Annotated in this window: 24 protein-coding genes; 6 read left to right on the forward strand and 18 right to left on the reverse strand. The window is 32.5% G+C overall.

What is annotated here, in order from left to right; translation table 11 throughout:
- Positions 1–40: 40 nt before the first annotated feature.
- The 5 genes from argH to B6K90_RS07755 form a co-directional block, all read right to left on the reverse strand.
- Positions 41–1432, reverse strand: coding sequence for an argininosuccinate lyase (gene argH, locus B6K90_RS07735; protein WP_088012159.1), 1392 nt, complete (start codon positions 1430–1432; stop codon positions 41–43).
- A 27-nt stretch (positions 1433–1459) separates the two neighbouring features.
- Positions 1460–2674, reverse strand: a complete 1215-nt coding sequence (locus tag B6K90_RS07740; protein WP_088012160.1) for an argininosuccinate synthase — start codon at positions 2672–2674, stop codon at positions 1460–1462.
- Between the two features lie 50 nt (positions 2675–2724).
- Positions 2725–3762, reverse strand: coding sequence for an ornithine carbamoyltransferase (gene argF, locus B6K90_RS07745; protein ID WP_088012161.1), 1038 nt, complete (start codon positions 3760–3762; stop codon positions 2725–2727).
- A gap of 252 nt (positions 3763–4014) precedes the next feature.
- Positions 4015–4458: a Dps family protein gene (locus B6K90_RS07750; protein WP_088012162.1), complete on the reverse strand. Its 444-nt coding sequence runs from the start codon at positions 4456–4458 to the stop codon at positions 4015–4017.
- 62 nt (positions 4459–4520) lie between these two features.
- Positions 4521–5294 (reverse strand): nucleotidyltransferase domain-containing protein, encoded by a 774-nt coding sequence (locus tag B6K90_RS07755; RefSeq protein ID WP_088012163.1) that lies wholly within the window; start codon positions 5292–5294, stop codon positions 4521–4523.
- A gap of 69 nt (positions 5295–5363) precedes the next feature.
- On the opposite strand from B6K90_RS07755, the gene B6K90_RS07760 reads away from it, so the two are divergent.
- Complete coding sequence (locus B6K90_RS07760) at positions 5364–5648, forward strand: YciI family protein (RefSeq protein ID WP_088012164.1); 285 nt, start codon at positions 5364–5366, stop codon at positions 5646–5648.
- 62 nt (positions 5649–5710) lie between these two features.
- Here the strand turns inward: B6K90_RS07760 and B6K90_RS07765 are convergent, their stop codons facing one another.
- From B6K90_RS07765 to B6K90_RS07780, 4 genes are all read right to left on the reverse strand, one after another.
- Positions 5711–6658, reverse strand: coding sequence for an aminoglycoside phosphotransferase family protein (locus tag B6K90_RS07765; protein ID WP_088012165.1), 948 nt, complete (start codon positions 6656–6658; stop codon positions 5711–5713).
- 42 nt (positions 6659–6700) lie between these two features.
- Positions 6701–7963, reverse strand: coding sequence for an MFS transporter (locus B6K90_RS07770; RefSeq protein WP_088012166.1), 1263 nt, complete (start codon positions 7961–7963; stop codon positions 6701–6703).
- Positions 7964–7979: 16 nt separating this feature from the next.
- Positions 7980–8654: an HAD family hydrolase gene (locus B6K90_RS07775; protein WP_088012167.1), complete on the reverse strand. Its 675-nt coding sequence runs from the start codon at positions 8652–8654 to the stop codon at positions 7980–7982.
- 71 nt (positions 8655–8725) lie between these two features.
- Entirely contained in the window at positions 8726–9271 is a 546-nt protein-coding gene (locus tag B6K90_RS07780) for a GNAT family N-acetyltransferase (protein ID WP_088012168.1), read from the reverse strand.
- A 355-nt stretch (positions 9272–9626) separates the two neighbouring features.
- On the opposite strand from B6K90_RS07780, the gene B6K90_RS07785 reads away from it, so the two are divergent.
- Complete coding sequence (locus B6K90_RS07785; protein WP_088012169.1) at positions 9627–10262, forward strand: DedA family protein; 636 nt, start codon at positions 9627–9629, stop codon at positions 10260–10262.
- Positions 10263–10287: 25 nt separating this feature from the next.
- On the opposite strand, the gene B6K90_RS07790 is transcribed toward B6K90_RS07785, so the two are convergent.
- A complete protein-coding gene (locus B6K90_RS07790; RefSeq protein ID WP_088012170.1) occupies positions 10288–12414 on the reverse strand; it encodes a heavy metal translocating P-type ATPase in 2127 nt (708 codons plus the stop codon).
- A 34-nt stretch (positions 12415–12448) separates the two neighbouring features.
- Positions 12449–12832: an ArsR/SmtB family transcription factor gene (locus tag B6K90_RS07795; protein WP_088012171.1), complete on the reverse strand. Its 384-nt coding sequence runs from the start codon at positions 12830–12832 to the stop codon at positions 12449–12451.
- Positions 12833–12997: 165 nt separating this feature from the next.
- Here B6K90_RS07795 and B6K90_RS23650 point away from each other — a divergent pair, with 165 nt between their 5' ends.
- Positions 12998–13159, forward strand: coding sequence for a hypothetical protein (locus tag B6K90_RS23650; protein ID WP_167555307.1), 162 nt, complete (start codon positions 12998–13000; stop codon positions 13157–13159).
- 90 nt (positions 13160–13249) lie between these two features.
- Here B6K90_RS23650 and B6K90_RS07800 read toward each other — a convergent pair whose 3' ends face one another.
- The 4 genes from B6K90_RS07800 to B6K90_RS07815 all read right to left on the reverse strand — a co-directional run bounded on the left by B6K90_RS07800 (position 13250) and on the right by B6K90_RS07815 (position 15617).
- Positions 13250–13765 (reverse strand): PCYCGC domain-containing protein, encoded by a 516-nt coding sequence (locus B6K90_RS07800; protein WP_235821748.1) that lies wholly within the window; start codon positions 13763–13765, stop codon positions 13250–13252.
- Between the two features lie 78 nt (positions 13766–13843).
- Positions 13844–14221 (reverse strand): hypothetical protein, encoded by a 378-nt coding sequence (locus tag B6K90_RS07805; RefSeq protein WP_088012172.1) that lies wholly within the window; start codon positions 14219–14221, stop codon positions 13844–13846.
- 31 nt (positions 14222–14252) lie between these two features.
- Positions 14253–14765, reverse strand: coding sequence for a GNAT family N-acetyltransferase (locus B6K90_RS07810; protein WP_088012173.1), 513 nt, complete (start codon positions 14763–14765; stop codon positions 14253–14255).
- Between the two features lie 144 nt (positions 14766–14909).
- Positions 14910–15617, reverse strand: a complete 708-nt coding sequence (locus B6K90_RS07815) for a DNA alkylation repair protein (RefSeq protein WP_088012174.1) — start codon at positions 15615–15617, stop codon at positions 14910–14912.
- 90 nt (positions 15618–15707) lie between these two features.
- Here B6K90_RS07815 and B6K90_RS07820 point away from each other — a divergent pair, with 90 nt between their 5' ends.
- Positions 15708–16493, forward strand: a complete 786-nt coding sequence (locus B6K90_RS07820) for a carbonic anhydrase (RefSeq protein WP_167555308.1) — start codon at positions 15708–15710, stop codon at positions 16491–16493.
- Positions 16494–17081: 588 nt separating this feature from the next.
- Here B6K90_RS07820 and B6K90_RS07825 read toward each other — a convergent pair.
- Positions 17082–17645 (reverse strand): beta-class carbonic anhydrase, encoded by a 564-nt coding sequence (locus tag B6K90_RS07825; RefSeq protein WP_088012176.1) that lies wholly within the window; start codon positions 17643–17645, stop codon positions 17082–17084.
- A gap of 285 nt (positions 17646–17930) precedes the next feature.
- Here B6K90_RS07825 and B6K90_RS07830 point away from each other — a divergent pair, with 285 nt between their 5' ends.
- Positions 17931–18755 carry an aldo/keto reductase gene (locus B6K90_RS07830; RefSeq protein ID WP_088012177.1) on the forward strand — a complete coding sequence of 275 codons (825 nt, stop codon included), beginning with the start codon at positions 17931–17933 and terminating at the stop codon, positions 18753–18755.
- Between the two features lie 77 nt (positions 18756–18832).
- Here the strand turns inward: B6K90_RS07830 and B6K90_RS07835 are convergent, their stop codons facing one another.
- Positions 18833–22924 (reverse strand): S8 family serine peptidase, encoded by a 4092-nt coding sequence (locus B6K90_RS07835; RefSeq protein ID WP_088012178.1) that lies wholly within the window; start codon positions 22922–22924, stop codon positions 18833–18835.
- 308 nt (positions 22925–23232) lie between these two features.
- The gene (locus B6K90_RS07840; RefSeq protein WP_088012179.1) at positions 23233–23874 is read right to left on the reverse strand and encodes an alanyl-tRNA editing protein; all 642 of its coding nucleotides are present in this window, start codon (positions 23872–23874) and stop codon (positions 23233–23235) included.
- Between the two features lie 145 nt (positions 23875–24019).
- Between B6K90_RS07840 and B6K90_RS07845 the strand changes: the two genes are divergently transcribed.
- Positions 24020–24556: a DUF4269 domain-containing protein gene (locus B6K90_RS07845; RefSeq protein WP_088012180.1), complete on the forward strand. Its 537-nt coding sequence runs from the start codon at positions 24020–24022 to the stop codon at positions 24554–24556.
- The last annotated feature ends 12 nt before the right edge of the window (positions 24557–24568 follow it).

The following is a 24568-nucleotide window of genomic DNA, read 5'->3' on the forward strand; positions in this document are numbered from 1 at the left end:
AAAAAGCGTCCAAAGAAATTGGACGCTTTCAATTTGAAAATTATACCATATTTGTTGTAAAGCTTAAACACTCTTCTGCTTTCATTATTTGTTTCCAAACTTCATTTGTAGAAGTTCCACCTTCACTAATTCTTGCCTCCATAACCGTTTTTGGATTTAATGTATGGTAAATATCTTCTTCAAACACATTATTAATCATCTTAAATTCCTCAAGTTTTAATTCCCCAAGAAATTTATGATTCTCGATTGCATAGAGAACAGTTTTTCCAACGATTTCATGAGCTTGACGGAATGGAATATTTTTTCGAACTAAGTAATCAGCAAGGTCAGTAGCGTTTGAATAATCATTTTTAACTGCTTCATACATACGTTTTTCGTTTACTTTCATTGTTTCGATAATTCCCGAAAGTAATTGTAGTGCTCCTACAACTGTATAAACAGTATCAAACATACCTTCTTTATCTTCTTGCATGTCCTTGTTATAAGCTAAAGGTAGTCCTTTTAAAACTGTCAATAATCCGATTAAGCTACCATAAACTCTCCCTGTTTTACCTCGAAGTAATTCTGGTACATCTGGGTTTTTTTTCTGCGGCATAATACTAGAGCCGGTACAAAAAGCATCGTCTAATTCAATAAACTGAAATTCTTGACTAGACCAAATGACAAACTCCTCTGATAGTCTAGAAATATGTGTCATAAGTAATGACGAATTAGCAAGAAACTCGACGATAAAATCACGATCACTTACTGCATCTAAACTATTATGATAGATATCACTAAAACCAAGTAATTCAGCGGTACGATGACGGTTAATTGGAAATGTAGTTCCAGCTAATGCACCTGCACCTAATGGTGAAATATCTACTCGTTTTAAACTATCTTTGAATCGGCTTTTATCACGCTCAAGCATCCAAAAATACGCCAGTAAATGATGTGCAAATGAAACAGGCTGTGCTCTTTGTAAGTGCGTATACCCAGGCATAATTGTATTTACATGCTTTTTTGCTTGCGTAACGATTTTATTTTGTACTTCTTCAATTAAAGTAATAACGGAGGACGTATTATTTTTTAAAAAAAGGTGCATATCCGTTGCTACTTGATCATTTCGACTACGACCTGTATGTAGTTTTCCACCTACAGGACCGATCTCTTCAATTAGCAAGCTTTCGATATTCATATGAATATCTTCATTTTCAGTACTAAATTCAACCTCATTTTTCTCAACTTTTTTTAATATATTATTTAGACCTTCTATTATTAATTCAGCTTCATTGATTTCAATTATGCCACATTCCCCAAGCATCGTTGCATGTGCAATACTGCCAGCTATATCTTCTTTAGCCATTATTTGATCAAATTCAATTGATGCCGTAAATTCTTCTACTAATTGGTTTGTCTCCTTCGTAAAACGTCCGCCCCAAAGTTTTGACATAACTGCCTCCTTAATCCACCCTATATTTTATTTACTTAAAACTGTATTTTTCTGTGTAACTTCACTATATACCTTAGTTGGTAATCCCCATAGTTTAATAAAGCCTACCGCTGCATTATGATCAAATAAATCACCCTTTGAATAGGTTGCAAGTTCTTCATTATATAGACTAGTGTCCGATTTTCTACCCACTACTGTATGAGTGCCTTTGAATAATTTCACACGAACAATACCACTTACTGTTTCTTGTGTTGTATTTACAAATGCATCTAAAGCACCCATTAAAGGTGAATACCACAATCCATCGTAAAGCATTTTTGAAAATTGTTGTTCAATATTTACTTTAAAATTTGTCACTTCACGAGGTAATGTAAGGAACTCTAATTCTTTATGAGCATTGATTAAAATTAGTGCTGCCGGATTTTCATAAACTTCACGTGATTTTATACCTACTAATCTATTTTCAATATGGTCGATTCTTCCAACACCGTGCTTTCCACCAATAACATTTAATTGTTCAATTAGTTGAACTAGGTCAATAGGCTGACCGTTCAAGCTAACAGGTACACCTTTTGAAAATTCAATTTCAATATATTCAGGAACATCTGGAGTATTTTCAATTGCATTTGTCCAATCAAAAGCTTCTTCCGGTGCTTCATTCCATGGATTCTCTAATACACCTGCTTCACAAGCTCTTCCCCAAATATTTGCATCAATTGAGAATGGATTATCTAGATCGACCGGAATGGGTACACCATTTTCATGTGCATATTGTATTTCCTCATCACGAGTCATACCCCATTCACGAACTGGCGCAACTACTTTTAAATTCGGATTCAAAGCCATAACTGAAACTTCGAAACGAACTTGATCATTTCCTTTTCCTGTACAACCATGTGCTACCGCAACTGCCCCTTCTTGCTGAGCTACATCGACTAATAATTTTGCAATTAAAGGTCTTGATAGAGCAGATGATAGTGGATATTTTCCTTCATATAACGCATTCGCTTTTAGAGCGGGGACAATATATTCATTTGCAAATAAGTCCTTAACATTGATCATATATGATTTAATTGCCCCTAAATTTAACGCCTTTTGACGAACAGCTTCAACATCTTTGCCTTCACCTAGATCAAGACAAAGTGCGATCACATCGTAGTTATATTTCTCCTGTAACCATTTAATACAAACTGATGTATCTAAACCACCTGAATATGCTAAAACTATTTTTTCATTTCCCATGTTATTACCCCCGATTAGATTTTTTAAATTTAATAGACTATAAGAATGAATTATAAATTACCCATTAATGCAACTAAGATTGCTTTTTGAGCGTGAAGTCGATTTTCAGCTTCATCAAATACTACCGAATGCTTACCATCAATTACCGAAGCCGTTACTTCTTCTCCTCTATGTGCAGGTAAGCAGTGCATGAATAAATAATCATCTTTTGCGTTTTCTAATAAGTGATCATTTACTTGATACGGGCTAAAATCTTTTAAGCGAATTTCAGTTTCTTCCTCTTGCCCCATACTGGTCCAAACATCCGTTATTACAACATCAGCTCTACTTACACCATCTACAGGATTATTCACTACTTCAATAACACTGCCAGTCGTTTTTGAAACATGCTTCATCGATTGAAGTACAACTTTATTTGGTTCATATCCTTTTGGACAAGCAATCGTTAAATAAACACCAAGCTTAGCCGCTCCCTCAATTAACGAATGACAGATGTTATTATTTCCATCTCCTACATAAGCAATCTTCAAACCTTTTAATCTACCTTTATGTTCAAGAATCGTTAAGAAATCAGCCATGATTTGAGCGGGGTGATGAAGATTTGTTAATCCATTAATAACTGGAATTGATGAGTGCTCAGTAAACTCGGTCAACATTTCATGTGAATTTGCTCGAATCATTACGCCATCTACATAACGAGAAAATACTTTAGACGTATCATGAACAGTTTCTCCTCTACCAAGCTGTAAATCTTTACTGCTCATAAAGATTGCATGACCACCTAATTGCATCATGGCGATTTCAAATGATAGTCTCGTTCTCGTAGAATTTTTTTCAAAAATCATCCCTAGCACTTTATTTTTTAAATAAGGATGTGCCTCTTTCGCCTTTTGCATATTTTTCATCTCTAATGATTTTTCAAGTAAGAATAATAATTCACTTGATGAAAACTCACTTATTGAAAGAAAATTTTTCCCTTTAAAATCCGACCATTTTACAGAGCTAAAATTTCCTTTTGTAACATTCCCTTTTGTCTTTTGAATATAACCATTTTTCTTTACATGGTTTTCTTTTAATACTTTACTCATAAATCCATCCCCTTTTTTTAAAAGCTCAGATTCTTATATAATGAATGATTATACACAAATATAAATAATTATACAATTGGTTTTTTAGATTTTTTTAGTAAATTTTTATTAATAATTTTAAAACGTCATCAAAACCATTTAAAACTCTTATTTAACACTATAAAACAAGCTGACGAAATCGGTTGAAATAAAAAAAGATGAATTAACCAATCATATTTCATAATTGGTTAATTCACCCATTTAAATATTTATTCATTTACCAAGAAAAGATTTTAACATCCAAAGCATCTTTTCTATTTCAGCAATCTTACCTAGGAATAAATCAGCTGTTTCTTGATCATTACTTTCTTCTGCAATAGAGATCACATCACGCGATTCTTGTACAACTTTTTCATAGTCTTTAATCAGGTCTGCTACCATTTCTTCTGCAGAAAACGTATGATTACCTTCTTTAATTGTAGCCGTTTCTAAGTATTCACGAAGTGTTGCAATTGGTTTTGCACCAATTGTTAAAATCCGCTCTCCTAAATCATCTACCATTACTTTTGCATCATCATAATACAATTCAAATTTTTCATGTAGAGTAAAGAAATTCTGTCCTTTTACATACCAATGATAGTTATGTAATTTTACATATAACACATTCCAGTTTGCAAGTTGTTGATTTAATAAACTTTCTAAATTTGCCAACTTCATTCACACTCCAATTTCTTTGATAAAATACAAAGAAATTTTTCCCAAAAAGTGTGTAATCTATTCTATTTTTCCCATGAATGTTCAATTGTAGATCGAAATAGTTCGTTTAAATCCTGCATATTAACCTTGTTTGATTCAGTAATTCCCTTAGCATACTCTTCAAAAAACTGAATTTTATTTTCAATAAAATCGTTTAGTGATTTTTTTCTAGGCTCTAAATCTAATTCTTCACCTTGTTTTTTTCGAATTAATAACTTATCTACCTCTTCTAAAAATTCCTGTTCTAACCCTTCCATCTCTAGAAGATCATCAAACAAAATTGGAGGAATTTCATTGTATTTTTGGATCCACATACAAGCTAAAATGGGTCTTAATACATAAAAATACTTTTTAATCTTAACCTCTTCTCCTTGCAAATAATCACGGTAATTCCCTTTGGCCATATGGAGATAATGGTAAATACACGCCTTTTTAGAAAGAATTTCATTACCAATTTCCCTTAATATTACTGAAATCGTTAAATCATCATGATAGACAATTGGAGACCTTAACCATTCTAATAAGGCCGGGTTGGACTTCGCAAAAAGATTGAGGGCCTTTTTTAAGTCCCAGCCACTAAAGTCAAGTAGATCATTAATAGGATATTCAATTACGTCACGTTTTTGGTCAATGCTTAAGTACCAATCTTGACGATGAACATAGACAAAACGTACATCATAATCGCTGTCTTTAGATGGAAATCCCCACGCTCTACTACCGGACTCAACTGCAAATAGTATTTTCACATCATGTTCGGATTCTATTTGTTTTAGTTTTTCTGATATTATTTCCCTCATATTGATCTCCTCACACCCTGTCATTAAATGCTATAGTATAATTAGTATATACGATAGGATGTGTGTTAAGTGGAAAACTTTATTTATGTTTTAAAACCAGTTCGATCAACTTTTTTACATGATTCAACGGAAGAAGAACGAAACATTGTATCAGATCATTTTCATTATCTAGAAATCTTAAATAAAGAAAAGACAGTATCATTAGCAGGAAGAACCGAACAAGCTGAATTTGGTATTGTCATCTTAACAACAGAAAGCTTACAGCATGCTGAGGAAATCATGCAAAATGATCCAGCTGTTAAAAAGAATGTAATGACTGCTAAGTTATATCCATTTTTAATTGCATTAAATTAAATACAAAAAGTGCATCGAAATTGACTAATTCAAGCCATTCTCGATGCACTTTATATTGTTATTTACTTAAAATTAAAGAATATATTTTCTAATTCTTTTAACGTAATAGTTTTCTTAGCTACTTCTGACTTTTCTTGATAGAAACTAATATTACTAAAACGATGTAGTAATAAATAAGTCATTAATTCTTTTTGTAAGCCTTCGTTTAATTCGTTATTCGAATAACCATAGCTCTCTAGAAAAATTTTATTTAATCCTTCAAATGGGTAAAACATAAACGCAATTGGTCCAAGTAAATCATATTTTGAGTTTCCTACAAAGCAATCAGCAAAATCAATTAATCCAGTAAATCTCCACATACCATCTACATTATTCATAATTAAATTAAATGGCGTGTATTCTCCGGTTAATAGCACAATCTGCTCATTTCCTTGAAATGTTTTATCATCTACATAGCTTGTTAATTGGTTAACAAATTCCTCATTCATTCCGTTATTTTTATGATGATTTTCTACTTGCTCTAATTGATTCGTCATAAATTGATTCCAATGATGATAATCTTCTTGTTTTGTTGAAATCGTAGCGTCATGGATTTCTCTTATTATTTTTCCTAAATCAAACGCAATTTGCTTTTTCTCATCAAGCGACAGTTCATCAAAAATATCAATTAAAAGTGTCCCTTTTAGTTCACTCATTATTAAATAATTCCAACCTTCAAATTGCCCAGTTGAGATTAATTTTGGAATATCTAAAGATAATGATTGGCTATTTAAAAATTTAAGAACTTGCTTCTCCTTTATGAACTCGTCATTCACATAAGAAGGATATAATTTAATCACAATTTGACCATCTACACTAAAAACAATATTTCCACCGTACGAAAATCGAGTAAGCTTCTCATAATCGATCTTTTCTAACTCACAAATTTTACGAACCTTACCTTCCCAAAAACAATTTTTCTCGCGCATTATTTTATATTTATCTTTTGTTATTTTATAAAGATAGGTCATACATTCTACCTCAATTATTAAAATATTTTTATTAACTTTCCTCTACGCAGAAAGATCTTGATTTAACACCGCTCTTTTTTTAATATTAAGTACAAATAAAGTTGCGACTAAACAAAAGATTCCTGCTGCAATAAAGATTGATTGATAAGCATTTAACCAGGAATAAACTAAACCTCCACCATATGCTGCCGCTCCAGCACCTAATTGATGGGCAGTATAAATCCATCCATAGATTACCCCTACCTTCTCTTTACCAAAATGATCCGTCGCTAGTTTAATAGTTGGAGGAACCGTAGCAATCCAATCCATTCCATAGAAAATGGCAAAAGCACTTAAATAAATGATTGAATTGGTAGATAAAGCGAAAGGAAGAATTAGTAATGATAATCCTCTTAAACCATAATACCAAAATAATAACCAACGATTATCAAAGCGATCGGAAATGTATCCGGATAAAGTCGTTCCAATAATATTAAATATTCCCATGAACGCTAAAATACTAGCAGCTGTAACCTCTTTATATCCATAATCGATACAAAGAGAAATAAAGTGCGTACCGATCAACCCACTAGTTGAAAAGCCACAAACAAAAAAACTTCCCGCTAATAACCAAAAAACTTTCGATTTTGCGCCTAATTTTAACCCATCAAAAGCTGCCTTCACTGGATTAACATTGTTCGCTTGTTTCTTATTACTTTTCTCAGCCCCTAAAGGTAAAATCCCAACATCTGATGGATCGTTTTTCATAAAAATCCAAAGTAAAACATAAATGAATACACCAAAAGAGAATATAGTTAAAACGGCATTTCTCCAAGAATAATTTTCAACGATATATGCCAAAAGCGGTAAGAAAACAAGCTGACCGGCTGCTGAACTAGAAGTTAAAAGACCTAGCGCTAAACCACGCTTTTTTTCAAACCATGTTGTTGCAACATACGCATTTAATACAGTCAAAAATGTTCCTGCACTTAATCCTATAATAATTCCCCAAATGATAAATAAATGCCATATTTGCGACATAATTGTTGTTAGCAAAATAGCAGTTAATAATGTTCCCATACCTACTAGCAATACTTTTCTAACACTAAACTTTTGATATAACCCCGCTATGAATGGACCAGAGAATCCAACAAGAGTAATACAAATCGCAAACGCACCTGAAATCGATGCTCTACTCCAACCGAATTCCTTTTCGAAAGGAATCATCATTACTCCAGACATCGTATTTGTTACAGCAGCAATAATGACGGATAAGAAAGTAACAATTAAAATAATCCAAGCATAATGTATTTTTCCATTCTTCAATCAAACTCCTCCTTCTTTATTTGGCCATCATTATCTTACTATCATTTAATAACATTCTTTTCAGCTGATCTACATTATTAACAATTGCATTTGCTCCTGCATTAGTTAATTCCAATTCACTTCCATAACCGTAAGTTACTCCAATTGCATCAATATTAGCGATTTTGGCACCAATTATATCGTGAAGTCGATCCCCAACCATTACCGAATCTTTCTTTGAAAGATCATTATTCATTTCAAAAATATACTCAATTATCTCGCCTTTATCGATTCTTGTGCCATCTAGTTCACTTCCAACAATTTCAATAAAGAAATGTTCGAGTTGGAAGTGGCTCAATATTTTCTTTGCGAAAATCGTTGGTTTTGAAGTCGCTACATATAATCTTTTTTTCTCTTTTTGCAAATCGCTTAAAAGTTCACGAATCCCGCCATATACATTATTTTCAATCATACCACTCTGCGAAAAATATTCGCGATAAAAACGAACTGCATTTAACATTTCCTTTTCATTAAATTGAAAAATTTCAGAAAAAGATCGCTGAATAGGTGGTCCTATAAATTTTAAAAGCTCTGATTCTAATGGAATAGGTTGATTCATTTTCTGCAATGCATGTTTTACCGAGTTCAAAATCCCTACCTTTGGATCTGTCAATGTACCATCTAAATCGAACAAGATTGTATTATAAGTCATTTTTTTCTTCCTCCAATTCTATTACACCACAAAAAAGCGTTAGCACTTTTTGCTAACGCAAATTTATTAATTTACTTTTTCCATTCATTTTTCAACATACTATAGACAGCTATATCATAATACTTATCTCTAATTTGTTGAGCTTCTCTTTGAATACCTTCTTGTTTAAAATTTAAACGTTCAGGAATTGCTCTGCTCTTCTCATTTTCAACGGCTGCTCTAATAACAACTCGATTAAGATTAAGCTCATCGTAACAATATGAAACTAATCCTTCAACAGCACGAGTCATTATTCCTTTACCTTGTACTTGTTCACATAACCAATAGCCTATTTCAGTTGTTTGATTCGACCAATCTATATAATGTAATCCCAACATACCTACTAGTTCATTTTTATAAAAAATTCCTGTTTCAAAACCATTATTATCTGCAAATTTTTGTAGCCACATAGGTATAATTGATTTTTGATAATCCTCTATCAATGGAATATTTTCAGCCCAAACCAACCATTCTTTTAATGTGTTTTGATTTTCCTTTAGCGCCTCTACTAATGTCGCTGCATATTTTGGTGTTAATAAATTGATTGATAAATCCTCACTTAATTGAACCTTAAACATGTCCATCCTCCTTTTTTACAAAGCCATTATTCCTAGATAGCTAATTACTTTTCTTCAGATTTAGGAGAAGTATTGTAACCAAATCTAATTTCTGCTTTTATATTAATCTACTTTATTTCTCTATTAACTGATCTAAATCCTCTGACTTTTAAAAATAAATTCAGTTTCATTAAATTTGTCTGTTAATTTTGCCTTCTATAATGCTATTTCAAAATGAACAACAGGTGCAAAGTCTACATAAGTAGTTTTACAATTACTTGCTTAAATCACTAGTTACATAGTATATTTTTTCACAAGGAATATTAAAAATTTCTAATTAAGTCTTAAAAATACTAATCAAACTTGAGGTAAGTTTATGCAAAACTGGATTATTGAAACAATGGATACATTTGGCTATTTAGGTATTTTTTTATTAATTGCATTAGAAAACATATTTCCTCCAATTCCTTCCGAAGTAATATTAACGTTTGGTGGGTTCATGACTACACAATCTTCACTATCTAAAATAGGTGTGATTTTCTTTTCAACTTTAGGGTCAGTAATTGGAGCAGTCATACTTTTTTGGATTGGTACTTTACTTGACGTAAAAAAGTTAGAAAAAATCGTAGATCGCTGGGGGCATTTTTTACGTTTAACTAAAAAGGATGTCCATAAAGCGGACGAATGGTTTTCAAAATACGGGGTTTGGACAGTCTTTTTCTGTAGACTAATTCCATTAATACGTAGTTTAATTTCAATACCAGCTGGAATGGCTCGAATGAATTTTTGGATCTTTTTGTTATTTACAACTTTAGGCTCATTAATATGGAATACAATTTTAGTTTTAGTTGGGGCATCAGTAGGTGCTTCTTGGGAGAATATTGTTGAGTATATGGATGTGTATTCAAGTATTATTTATGGAATTTTAGCGATTGGATTGGTAATATTTATCTTCCTTTTTATCAAAAAAAGAAAACACTCTGCTCAAGTAAGAAGAAAAAACTCAGACTAATTTCGTTAGTCTGAGTTTTTTAGCTTTATTTAAGTCTTAATACTCTCATCGAATTTAATACCGCTAATACAGTAACACCAACGTCTGAAATGACCGCTTCCCACATTGTAGCTATTCCGATTACACCTAGTAATAAGAAAAAACCTTTCACTGCTAAAGCAAAAAAGATGTTCTGCCACACAATTTGTCTTGTACGCTTAGCGATTTTAATTGCATCTACTATTTTTGAAGGTTCATCCGACATTAATACAACATCAGCAGCTTCTATTGCTGCATCTGAACCAATACCACCCATTGCAATACCGATGTCTGCTCGAGCTAGAACTGGTGCATCATTAATACCGTCCCCAACAAATGCAATTTTTTCTTTCGTCGTTTTCATTTTTTCTATTTGTTCAAGCTTTTCTACTTTTTGATGTGGAAGAAGTTCAGAATAGATACCATCTATTGCTAATTCTTTACCAATACTTTTCGCAACTGATTTAGAATCACCTGTTAACATTACAGTCTTTTTAATTCCAACTTTTTTAAGCTCAAGTATAGCTCTTTTCGCATCATCTTTAAGTTGATCTGCAATGACAATTGCTCCTATATATTGATTATTTTTAGCTAAATAAACTGTTGTTCCTACTTCTCTCGTTGGTTCATATAAAATTGAATGACTTTCCATTAGTCTTGAATTTCCTACTAAAAGTTCATCCCCATTAATGATTACACTAATTCCATGTCCTGCAATTTCAGTATAGTTAGATAGCTTTGCATCAACAATTTCTTTACCATATTTTTGACGAATTGATAAAGCAATTGGGTGATTGGAATAAAACTCACCATAAGCAGCTAATTCTAGTAGATCCTCTTTTGAATGACCACGTGTAGGGATAATCGAGCTTACTTGGAATTGCCCTTTAGTCAACGTTCCAGTTTTATCAAACACAATATATTTTAAATCATTTAATGCTTCTAAATAATTACTTCCCTTTACTAATACTCCGGATTTTGAAGCTGCTCCGATTCCCCCAAAAAATCCTAAAGGAATTGAAACAACTAAAGCACATGGACATGAAATAACTAGGAAAATTAATGCTCGATATACCCAATCATATAATGTTTCGCCAGGTATAATAATTGGTGGGATGATGGCAATAATAGCTGCTGTAATAACAACTATAGGTGTATAAACCTTCGCAAATTTAGTGATAAAATTTTCAGTAGGTGCCTTTTTATTTGTTGCATTTTGAACAAGTTCTAATATTTTCGATACTGTCGATTCATTAAATTCCTTCGTCACTTCAATTTCGAGTAAACCTTGAACATTTATAAATCCACTTAATACTTCATCGCCTTCAAATATTTCTCTTGGTAATGACTCTCCTGTTAATGCGGATGTATCGACACTTGAAATTCCACTTTTTACAATACCATCTAGTGGAACTCTTTCCCCAGGTTTAACGATTATAGTATCACCTATTTGAATCGTTTCAGGAGATACTTGTTCAGTTTTATCACCGTTTTTTAAATTAGCATAATCAGGACGTATATCCATTAATTTCGAAATCGAATTCCGTGATCGATTCACTGCAATGCTCTGGAATAATTCACCTAGCTGATAAAATAGCATTACAGCAACAGCTTCAGGATACTCGCCAATTATAAATGCACCAATAGTAGCTACTCCCATTAAAAAATTCTCATCAAATACTTGACCTCTAAAAATATTTCGAATAGCTTTTAAAACAACGTCAGCACCCGCTATTAAATAGGCAGCTATAAAAATAATCATTTGATAAAGTATTGGTACATTAAGTAATTGAGCCAAAATTAATAAAGCAGTACCAATCCCTAATTTAACAATTAGTTTTTTTGTTTCAGCATTCATTCTCTGTTGCTTCTCTTGCCCAAGTTTTGAATCCATTTTTGAAACAGGGTTAATATGCGGTTCTAATACACGAATCTTATTTTTGGCACTCTTTATAACTGATTCTTTTTGTTCCTCACCCGTTGTAATTGTCATTGTTAATGTTGCAAAATTAACTGAACATGCATCAACGCCTTCAAGTGTAGAAACTCCTTTTTCGATCTTCATTGCACAATTAGCGCAATCAAGTCCTTCTAATTTTAATTCACTATTTACTTGCCTTTGCCCCCTACTCATCAAACTCAACTCCTCTCTGGTAGAAACACCTAAATTAATCCTCTAAAATATGTTCTAGTGCTTGATTGAAAATTTGCGTAACATGATCATCTGCTAACGAATAATAAACTACTTTACCTTCTTTACGATTTTTTACTAAATGCGCTTGTTTTAATACTCTTAACTGATGTGATATAGATGATTGAGTCATTTCTAATAAATGAGCTAGGTCACAAACACACATCTCAGATTGACTCAGTGCATGTAATATTCTCGTTCTCGTTTTATCTCCAAGAACTTTAAAAAGTTCTGCAACTCCTGTCAGTGTTTCAATATTTAACATGCTTTCTTTTACTGAAAGAATTATATCCTCGTGCATAATCGTTTGTTGACAAGCTTCTTCACAAACTTCGTTAACTTTCTTCTTTTCTTCTATCATAAACTGTCCTCCTATGAATACATGAACAATCATTCATATGTTTACTATATATAAATATTATATGAGTGATTGTTCATATGTGTCAAAGAATTATTTGTAAAATTTAAAGGAATATTACATAAGATAAAGAAATGATTAGTAATGAATACAAAAGGAGAAAATTTAATGACTCTAATCGAATATCTTTTTTGGGGAATTTGCTTAGTAGCCGTAATATTTACCTTTTTAATCGAAAAAAAATTAGGTACAACTCCTCCTTATAAAACAGAGCATCAGGCATTATTTGAAGATATTACGAAGATTGATCGAGCTTTAGTACAGGAATAAGCGCATAGATAAAAAGTCAGACAGTTACTGGAATTTCTCAGTAACTGTCTGACTTTTTACTTCTTTATTTTAGACTTTTCATGCTAATAACTAACCCTGCTCTTGAGGCATTGGAGTATTTGTTGGTTTGGCATATCCTTCTTTATATTTATTATCAATGTAATTTCGAATTTCTAACGGCGTTTTTCCTTCTTGCTGTAATTTTGCTGATTCCACTGCAATCTCCATACAGTTGATGCATGAAGTTGCATGGCTATCCCACACAATTGATCCATCTTCTTTTACTTCATGAATAAAACAATCTAAGTTGCTCTTATGACCTACACTTTCACCACAACCACAATAACATGGAATATTTTTAAGTAAATTTGTATGTTGTGCTGCCACCATATAGATTTGTTGAATCTGTTGTTCTTTTTCGCCTAAAAAGTTCGGTAAAGTTTCTTTATTAATTGTTTGTTCTCTAATATCACTTGTTTGATTATGATCGACATGATTTTCATGGTTCTTCGTATTATTCGTTTCAGCTTGTTGGTTACTGCATCCTGTTAATAAAATAGAAATCGTTAAAGCTGAAAGTACATTATGAATTGTTTTTCGTTTCATCCTTTTCCTCCAGTTAATGCACATTAATCTTATTTTAATAATTATTGGAGTGAAAAACAATTGCTTGAACATCAACTACTAATAAATAACTGAATCAATCAACATTTGCAAAAAACTTGTAAATAAAAAGAAAAATCTAATCAAAAAACCAGCCCATGCAAAACGTCTATATTTTTCCCATCGTTCCTGATGTTCATTACGTTTACAGATCCACATTAAAATCCAATATCCAAGCGGTAAAATTGGTATTTCAATACGGTATTGTTCAATATTTAAATTAATACAAAAGACAAATAAACCTATAATTAATGAAATAATAGCCTTCCATACTTCTGGCTTCAATTCATTTGTTCGATAGATCCAAATAAATAAAATTCCAAGAGTTATATAATTTACTATCATAATAATGATCGTAGAAGCAAAGTGATATTCATCAAAATGGATAGTAAAGTCCATTAGATTCTCCTTTTAACTAATTTGATGATTTCTAATAATTATGACGGTCTTTACGATAATATTTAGTTAATTCACCATTTTCATCATCAATTGATTCTAAAATTAAATTAAATCCTATTTTCTCAAGGATTTTTACTGAATATATATTTTTTGCTTCAACGGTAGCTACTATAAAATTTAACTTTCTGATTCCAAAACAATAATCTTCTATTAAACTAGCAATCTCAGAGCCATAACCATTTCCCCACTCTTCTTCGGCTAATCGGTATCCTATTTCAAACTCATCCGCTTCATTTTTAATGACCGCACTCGTTCCAATCAATTCATTAGTCTCATTTTTACAAACTGCCATCACTTCAAAATTAGTGTTTTTCTCCTTATACATTTGAAGAATCTTATTTAATTCCTTTTCAGTCTCTTCCATTGATTTTGGACGATTCGTTATGTATTTCATTACGTTTGCATTAGACTGAAGTTTGTGTAAATGATCTAGGTCATCATTTTTAAGCGCTCTTAAATATAGTCTATTTGATTTAATAATCATGGTTATCTCCCATTTCTTTCTAAAAAAAGTCACCTATCAAATTAGGTGACTCAAACTACCTGCCAAACGCACGCTTTCTGTTGCTTCGCTTGCCTGAAACTCAAGTTTTTTGTAATTTGTCTACACATAGAGTCACTTATCAAATTAACAAATACATGTTTTTTTCTTAACTCCAAGCTTTCCTTTCGCTTCGACCTTTTCAATATAGTCGGTTGCTAAAGGTACTTTACAAGCCGTATCTCCTACGTCCACGTGGACTTTCCCAATCTTTTGAGCAACCATCATTGCTTCAACTGTAAGACTTGGTACAAAACTTCCTACTGCAATTACAAACCCATTCATCGTATAACGAACTCTGTTTTTTGAAGTATGTATATTATTTTCAATATAATTAAGTAATTTACGAACTTCTTCTTTATCAATCTCTTCATCTAGTGCAATTGATAGATAATGACTATAAGTACTCCATCCACAATTTTCAATTAATTCATCATCTGACTTCAACCATTCTCTAGCTAATTCAATTGCATACTGACTTTCTGCTGCAACAGCACCTACAATACTTTCGGTAATCATATACCAGTGAGCTTCTTTAGCCCAATTTTGAAGCTGTTCTTTTGTCATTATTTTTGGATTAATTGATAAACCAGCTAAATACATCGCATCAGAATTTCCTGTATGAAAAAGTGATAATGCTAATTCCTGATCCTTTTTAACATATTTTACAAGCTTTTTCATATCACCAATTTTAACTCCGAAAAAAGGTTCCTTGGCACCATGACGCAAAAAAGTTTTTTTCGTTTGCTCAGTTCCCATTTCCTCTAATGATCTCATAACTTCTTCTAATGTCATCTTATCTTCTCTCCCTTATTAAAGGTTTGTCCCGTAACATCGTTGTCTAAAATGTATCCTATCATACATCCCAAGGAAGGAAAGGTTATTATGAACTATTTTTTTCTATTCGTCATACTATTCAGTCTTACACTCTCAGCCTGTTCAAATAGTAAGATCGTACAAGAAGTTCATCTAAATAAATCATCAGTTTCAGCTGCAGGGAACAAAGAATGGTCTTACACAGGAAAAACCGGACCTAATTATTGGAGTTCAATCAATAAAGAATATGCACTATGTTCCAATGGTAAACAACAATCTCCAGTTAATATTGATCAAACTATAAAAAAATCATTACCTTTAGGAATAAACTATCATTATGATCTTTTTAAAATAGAAAGGTCGCATTACACGGTAAAATTCATTCCGGTTAATCACTCCAACTCAATTAATTTAAATGGAACAATCTATATATTACAACAATTTCATTTCCATACTCCAAGTGAACATACAATAAACGGAAAACAAAGTGATTTAGAAATTCATTTTATAAATCAAAATAAAAAAAAATCTATTATAACAATAGGAGTTCTTGTTAATAGCGGTAGATTGAATAAAGAATTCCAAAAAATCCTTAATGTAAAGCCTATTGATGAGGAGCTTGGGGGAAAAGTTGTAAAACTAAATTTGCAATCGTTTATTCCGTATACTAGTAAAAAAGTATCCTACACTGGCTCTTTTACAACTCCTCCTTGTACTGAAGGGATTAAATGGATTGTCTTTTACAAACCTATACAATTTTCAGAAGAACAAATCCATTCTTACCAAAATTACTTCGATCCAAATAGCCGTCCCGTCCAGCCATTAAATGGTAGAGATTTATTTGAATCTTGGTAATTAAACTCATCAAAAGATTCGTGGGTATGTAGGGAAGCAAGAAGTTGAAAATACCTTACTCATAACGAGTTCATGCGTAAGTATAAACACATGATGATGAAAACAACTTACTCATAACGGGTTCTCATGAGTAAGTAAAACGCATGATGTTGAAAACAACTTACTCATAACGAGTTCATGCGTAAGTATAAACACATGATGATGAAACTAACTTACTCATAACGGGTTCATGAGTAAGTATAAACACATGATGTTTGAAAACAACTTACTCATAACGGGTTCATGCGTAACTAAAAATGCTTGATGACAAAAATAACTTACTCATAACGAGTTCATGAGTTACTTAAAATGCTTGATGACAAAAATAACTTACTCATAACGAGTTCATGAGTTACTTAAAATGCTTGATGACAAAAATAACTTACTCATAACGAGTTCATGAGTTACTTAAAATGCAAGAAAATAAAAATAACAAACTCAAAACACGTAGTGGAAATCAACATGAAATTTCTTATTTACTTGAAAACTTTTTTTCAACAGCCTAAAAAAAGTTATCCTACTTAAAGGATAACTTTTTTGTATAAATCGTTATTCAACAGTTTTTTCGTCTCGATTAACTACTTCTAACTTCCCTGTATGTGGATCAATTACTAAACCATGAATTTCAACTTCTTTTGGTACAAGTGGATGGTTTTTAATAATAGAAACACTGTGGTTAACACTGTCGTATACATTCGTAAAACCAGTTAACCATTTGTCTAAATCTAGACCTGAGAAGCCTAAAATTTCTAGGTTTTCTTCTTTAATTCCTTGTTCAACCATTTTTTCTTTCATTCTTTTAGGGTTTGTATTCCCCATTCCACATTCATGGTGACCGATTACTAATACTTCTTTTGCACCAAGTTCATAAATAGAAACTAGAATACTTCTCATAACTGAACCAAACGGATGCGCAATAACTGCACCAGCCGTTTTAATCATTTTTACGTCACCGTTTCTAATATCAAGAGCCTTTGGTAAAAGCTCAACTAGACGTGTATCCATACAAGTAACAACTACAACTTCTTTGTTAGGAAATTTTGAAGCTATGTATTGCTCATATTCCTTATTCTCAACAAACTTTTTATTAAATTCTAAAATCTGATCTAACATAAAAAAATTCCCTCCAAACAAATATTAAGAGCTTTTTTCTATACCTATAATGAAGGAAAAGCTCATAATATACAACCATTTTGCACTCATTTATAGTATTATTCTAAAATTATGTTTTCATTTATACCGTTTAATTTTTATTTTTTAGTATGGTAAATATACCGTCAGACGATTAATTAATCGAAATGCTTATTTTTAAATTCCCATTAATTTCTATCAAATTTTTTTTATTTTTAAAGTTTATATTGTACACTAGATTTAGTCTTTGATGAGGAGTGAATTAAAATGAAGTTTGAACATTCTATTGCATTACATAATGGAGTTAAAATGCCTCAATTAGGTTTAGGTGTGTGGCGTGTGTCACCAGAAGATGGTGTTGATGCAGTCCGAACTGCTATCGAAGTAGGTTATCGTCATATTGATACTGCAGCTGTCTATCAAAACGAAGAACAAGTAGGTGAAGCAATCCGTCAATCTGGTGTTGCTCGAGATGAACTTTTTATTACAACAAAAGTTTGGAATGCGGATCAAGGTTATGATTCAACTTTAAAAGCTCATGAAGAAAGTCTTAAAAAATTAGGCTTGGACTATGTTGATCTTTATTTAATTCACTGGCCAGTAAAAGAAAAATATTTAGATACATATAAGGCATTAGAAAGACTTTACGATGAAAAGCTTGTGCCAGCAATTGGTGTTTCAAATTTTCATGTCCATCACTTAGAAGATATTGCAGCTCATCGCAATATTAAACCAATGGTCGATCAAGTCGAATTGCATCCAATGTTTCAACAAAACGAATTACATGAATATTGTCATAAAAACGGAATTGCATTAGAAGCATGGAGCCCATTAATGCAAGGTGGCGAAGCTTTGACAAATCCTGTAATAAAAGAGATTGCAGATCAATACGGTAAATCAACTGCCCAAGTTATCATCCGTTGGCACTTACAACGTAATGTAATCGTAATTCCTAAATCAATAACACCTTCACGAATTCAAGAAAACTTTGAAGTATTCAACTTTGAGCTTTCTGCAAATGATATGCAACAAATTGCTACACTTGATGCAAATAAGCGTGTTGGTCCAGACCCTGATAATTTTGATTTCTAAGAGGCAAGATTAACAATATAGGAATCCTTACGATTAAAAAATGGCTACCTCATTGAAAGGTAGCCATTTCCTTTTATTTAAATTCCAAGTTGTGCTTTTATTGAATCTAGTGTTTGCGTTTTGTATTTCTTTTTGGGAATAGGTGCATTTTGGTTTGATGGATTTTGTTTTAAGTAATTTTTTTCTATGAATTGGAAATCTGTCACGTTTACAGCTCCATCATTATTAATATCCGCACTTCGTTTATTTGTTCCCCAATATGTTTGTATATATAGTGCGTCATAAACATCGATTACGTCATCTCCATTAACGTCTCCTGCTGTTGCTTTGTCGCTAAAATATTGTAATGTCTGTCCCCAAATCGTACCATTCTTATCTAATCCGATTGGGATTTCACGCTTCACGGTAAAATGGCCTGGTACTTTTAATTCCCAAATAAACGGTTTAGTCGTCAATGGTAGATTAGAAATTTTGTAATCTCCATAACTTAAAAGAGAAGACGCGCCATCATATACTTTACCATTTACATCAATCACTCGAACTGTCGCACCAGAAGTCGTCCAGTTCCAATTTCGATTGTAAATGGAAGCCTCTGCACCTAATGTACCAAATACTTCAGAGAATGTTGGTTGGATCAACCATTCCATCCCAGCAGAAGTAAGGGTAATTCGATTACCTTGATCATTTGTATAAGCAATTATTGGATTTACAGGTGCACTCACTGCAAATGTTGTATTCTTCACCTTTAATTTCAGGTTAATCGCAGGAATTTTTCCACTAACAGTTTTCTCTCCATCTAAAGCAAGTTTTACTTTTGAATTATTCCCATTCGTTTCAACCGTTACTGTTGCACCAAAATCCTTCAATGCTTCATTTGCCTTTGCCTCTATAATATCGTAGTTTTGGCCAATATTATTAAGCGTCCATTCCGCTGATTTCAAATTTTGAACATTGTTTAAAACAAATGTAGCGTTAACCGTTTCTCCCATTTTCACATTTACATTATCTGTCTTTACATATCCGTAAGGTGTCCCTGCTTTGACAAAGTAGTAATTTTTCTTTTGTGTCGTGTTATTTGCTCCATCTAATCCATTTAAAGTATAAGTTAAGAGCGTACTTGATTCGTTCATTGGTACACTTAAATCGATTTTCCCATCTACTCCTACAGGAAGAACAGGATTGAAGTTACCATTAACTGAATAATTAACTTTATTAACGGATTGATCTACATTCATTCCATATTCATTCATTTTTGCAACTTCATCATCAGTCACTTTGACTTGGACAGGGATTATTTTCTGCCCAGGCTGATATTCTATTACAGGTGATTCATTACCATCAAAAGATGTTGACATTGTCGGAAGATTATTGTCTATATATAAATCATTGTAGTTAATAAATACTTTATCTCTTGCACTAGTTCCAATAATTTTAATTTTGTACGGTCCAGGTTTTATATAACTCAATGTAGGTGAAATTGGCTGAGAAGTATTACCTGTATAAGCGTGATAAGTCCCATTAAAGAAAGCACTTAGTAAATAATTTGTCCCATCGTATGATGAGCTTAAATCAATTGTTCCAATAACGCCTAAATCATTACCTGTTTTTCCATCCTGTAAAACGATATCCATTCGTTTCATCGGTGATTTAAAATTAAAAATCAAATCAATAAATTGATTCGCACTATAGCTACGCTTCACATGTAAAAACGAAGGTGACATAGATTTGTAAGACAATGTAGTTGAATTAAATCCTTCTCCAGTAGTTCGTACACTAAATGGAATTCGATATTGTTCATTCTTGTCATCATTATTTGTCACAATAATATACCCTTCATAAATACCTGCTTTAGCACTTGCTGGAACTGAAATAGAAACTGGTATTTTCTTAGCATCTAACGATTGAACTTTAATTTCTGAAGGAATACTTACACTAACACCGTTTTCGCTAGCATTTAGCGAGCCATTCACATTCGTTTGGAAGTTAACATCTACATTAAACTTCTTCAGTTTAGTTTCTAAATTTGTAAAGTTTACTTTCTTTTCTACTAAAACATCTTCATTTGCATAATGACTACCAAAGCTGAGTCCACCTGTTAGTTCCTTTACTTTAACGTTCTCACCATTTAATGGGAAAGATGTTTCATCTTGAACTTGTATTTTCATACCCGTATGGACGGCTCGATAAGGATCTACACGACCTGCACCTACATCAAACACACTATAGCTATCTGTTAAAGGCTTTGCTGTATTCATTAATATCGTTTTTATGTCGCCAGGTTCAAGTGCTGGATTTGCTTGAAGTAATAAAGCAGAAATACCAGTGACATGTGGTGCCGCCATAGACGTACCTGACATACGAGAATATGCGTATTTATAATTAGTTTGGTCGTTCTTATAAATTGAGTAAGCAGGTACGCTTGATAGAACACTGACGCCAGGAGCCGTAATTTCCGGTTTCATTTCGTAATTACTTCTAGAAGGTCCACGCGAACTAAAGCTAGCAAGTTTGTCCGCATCAGTATTAACTTCTTTCAAATCTTTAAAAGTTAGTTTAGTCTGGCCTGCTGCTAATTGTGCTTTAAAATCTAATCCTTGTTCATAGCTCATTGAAAATGCAGGAATAAAGTTTTGCTCCTCTTTTACGAATTGCGAAGGTCCTGCATTTGGAATATTACTGTAGGCAATGATTGCACGTGCTCCATGATTTTTTGCATATACGGTTTTGGACTGTGTGCCAATTACTCCTGTACTTACAAATACAACTTTTCCAGCTACGTCTTTATTTAAATAATCAGAGTCATTTCCAACCCCTAAGTCTACTACATCTAATGTTTGATTATTAAATACTTTTAAATCTGAAACAAAATCATTATAGAGAGTACTTAATTGAAAAAATGTATCTATTCCATCCAAAACACCTGAATATTTAGTAACTGGAATAGGTGCACTACTTGCTCCTACTGTTAGCGCAAGTGAAGCTGCCCCTGGTGAACCTAACGTATAAGAGTTCGGCCCACTATTTCCCGCTGAAACTGATGCCGTTACACCGTTAAGTACAGCATAATTTACTGCTGTGCTAGTTGGATACATTGGATCGTTTATGTTTGCTCCTAGAGAAAGGTTAATTACATCCATTTTATCTTCAACAGCTTTTTCAATACCAGCTAGAATATCGTCCAATTCTCCAGTTCCATAAGGTCCTAAAACACGATAAACATAAAGTTCAGCATCGGGTGCAATTCCTTTAACGGCTACACCACCAGTATTTTTGGCTCTACCTGCAATCGTTCCTGAGACATGCGTGCCATGATTTGTATAGTAAGTTGATAGATTTTGATCAGTCTCAGGACGACCAGATTTTTTCCAATCATCATATGTAGTTTCCATCGGGTCTGGGTCATTATCTACTAAGTCATATCCGCCTTTAAATGCATCCTTCAAATCAGGGTGATTATAATCAACTCCTGTATCAATTACACCGACTTTTACACCTTTGCCTGTAATACCTTCTTCATGAAGCTTATCTACACCTAAAAATGGTATACTCTCTATTCTTTTAATTGAATCTTGTTCTTCTTGCGAATCCGTTGCAGCTGGTGGATCTATTGAAAATTCAACACTTTTATAAACAGCTTGAACTGAATCTGATTTTAATAGAGATTCAACTTCATTTGCTGGTAGTTTCATTGAAACTCCATTATAAGCAGTATCAAATGAACGAGTGATCTTATATTTTGCACCGCTGCTTTTCTCTTTAGAAGCAGATAAAATTTTCGTTAGATCTTCTTCAAAACTAGTGTGATCATGTTTAACTCTACTCTTTGCTTCAGTAGAAGTTAAAGATTTTCCTTCTAATGCAGATTCGAGAATAGCAACCTTTTCAGGCTTGGATTTGAATTCGACAATAACAGATATGTCAGAACTACTCTTTAAGTCATTTTTATCAAAACCTTGTAATCCATGACTCTCCATCGTCTTTAGCCTCGTTAAAGCATCCCTTTGTTCTTGAGTCAACGAAGCTAATATTTGCTCGGATGATTTGCCATGTACAGCTGTTGCCGATGCATAGTCTTGTTGGATTGTTGGAAATAACATTCCCAATAATATTGCCGCCGCCGCGGAGCCCTTTAATACTCTACTAAACTTTTCATTTTTTGTTTTCCTCACATAATCCCTCTTTTCTAATGAATACCGATTAATCTCGTTCCCTCCTAAAACTATCAAAATACATTCAACTGACTCATTAAATTTAATTATAAAATCTTCCAATTTTCAGTCAATTGGGACATTTTTGTCTATATTTATCAAGGGCTCAGACGTTTTTAGCTTATTTTCGACATATTACTACTTAAAAATTGTGCTAATTTGTTAAGATTCTAGATTTTATAAAAAACTACACAAAAAAGACGATTCTAAAAGTCATTTCACTAACCTTTAGGACCGTCTTTTTTATTCCAAATACTATATTTAGATAATCATATTAAATATATTTCAATCCGCTCTTTCCCTCCCCCTATATTGTTTCGTTTTAACTTTATTCCTTTAATTTCTCCTGTTCGCTTAATATGTGTCCCACCGCATGAAACTTTACCAAATCCTTTGATTTCCCAATATCTTCTTTGATTTTTGAGGTCATCAAACTCACTACTTATTTCCAAATCTGCATCAATGAGTTCCTTTGCTTTTGTCTCTAAAAGTGGGAATGTGTCCGAGATTTTTCCATCCCAATAAAAATCAATTCTAGCTTTATCACTAGTAATATTTGCACCAATTTTTTCAGGATTATTATAATTTTGATACATTAGCTCCAAGATGATTTCTGCAGCAAAATGTAACTTCATAATTCGATATCGTTTCTCCCAATCAATCTCAATCACTACTTCCTGTCCTTCTTGAAGATCATGATTTTCTGGTAAATTGTATATAATATCTAACCCATCCTTCTTAGCTTCAATCACTTCATAATTCCCAATTTTCCCAGAGTCTGATTGTTGCCCTCCCGAAAAAGCATAAATAATTGTTTCGTTTAACGTGACCTCCCTGCCATCTACTTTCGTAACGATTGCAGAAGCTTTTGTAAGATAAGGATCTTCCCAAAAAAGTTTTTTTACCCCCATCGTTTTACTCCTTTTTAATTTTTGATTTTGAATTCAATTTACTATTGTTTTCCTTTCATAAAACGATTTCCCTTTTTATTTTTATAAACTACGTATTATACTAAATAAGCTCTTACTTAATTTATTTAATATGAAAGGAGTCTAAATGTTTCTTTCAATTGATTATTTAAAAAACGGTAGTCTTAAACAACAACTTGCATATGGAACATTATTTCGATTAAATATTCTGAATGAACTAAAGGATTTTAATCCTATACTGTGTGGAACGATTCCAATTGAAATTGACATAGAAGGATCTGATTTAGATATTATTACAGAGGTACATGACTTAAACTCATTTGAAAAACTATTGAAAAATAGTTATGAAAAGCAAAAACAATTTCAAATTTCACAATCACTTGTAAGAGGCATCCCAACTATTACTGCAAATTTTACTTATGAGGGATTTGAAATAGAAATTTTTGGACAACCGGTCCCACCTATTAAACAAAATGCTTATCTTCATCTAATAATTGAGCAGTTTATTTTGATACAAAATCCAACTATCAAAGATAAGATTATTAAACTAAAAAAAGAAGGCTATAAAACAGAACCAGCATTTTGTAAAATTTTAGGTTTAGATGGTGAACCATATGATGAACTAATTAAATATGGGATTAGACAAGGAGCACTATTAGTGTAAGTATAGGATGTA

The organism is Gottfriedia acidiceleris, assembly GCF_002128425.1.
Taxonomy (GTDB): Bacteria; Bacillota; Bacilli; order Bacillales; family Bacillaceae_G; genus Gottfriedia; species Gottfriedia acidiceleris.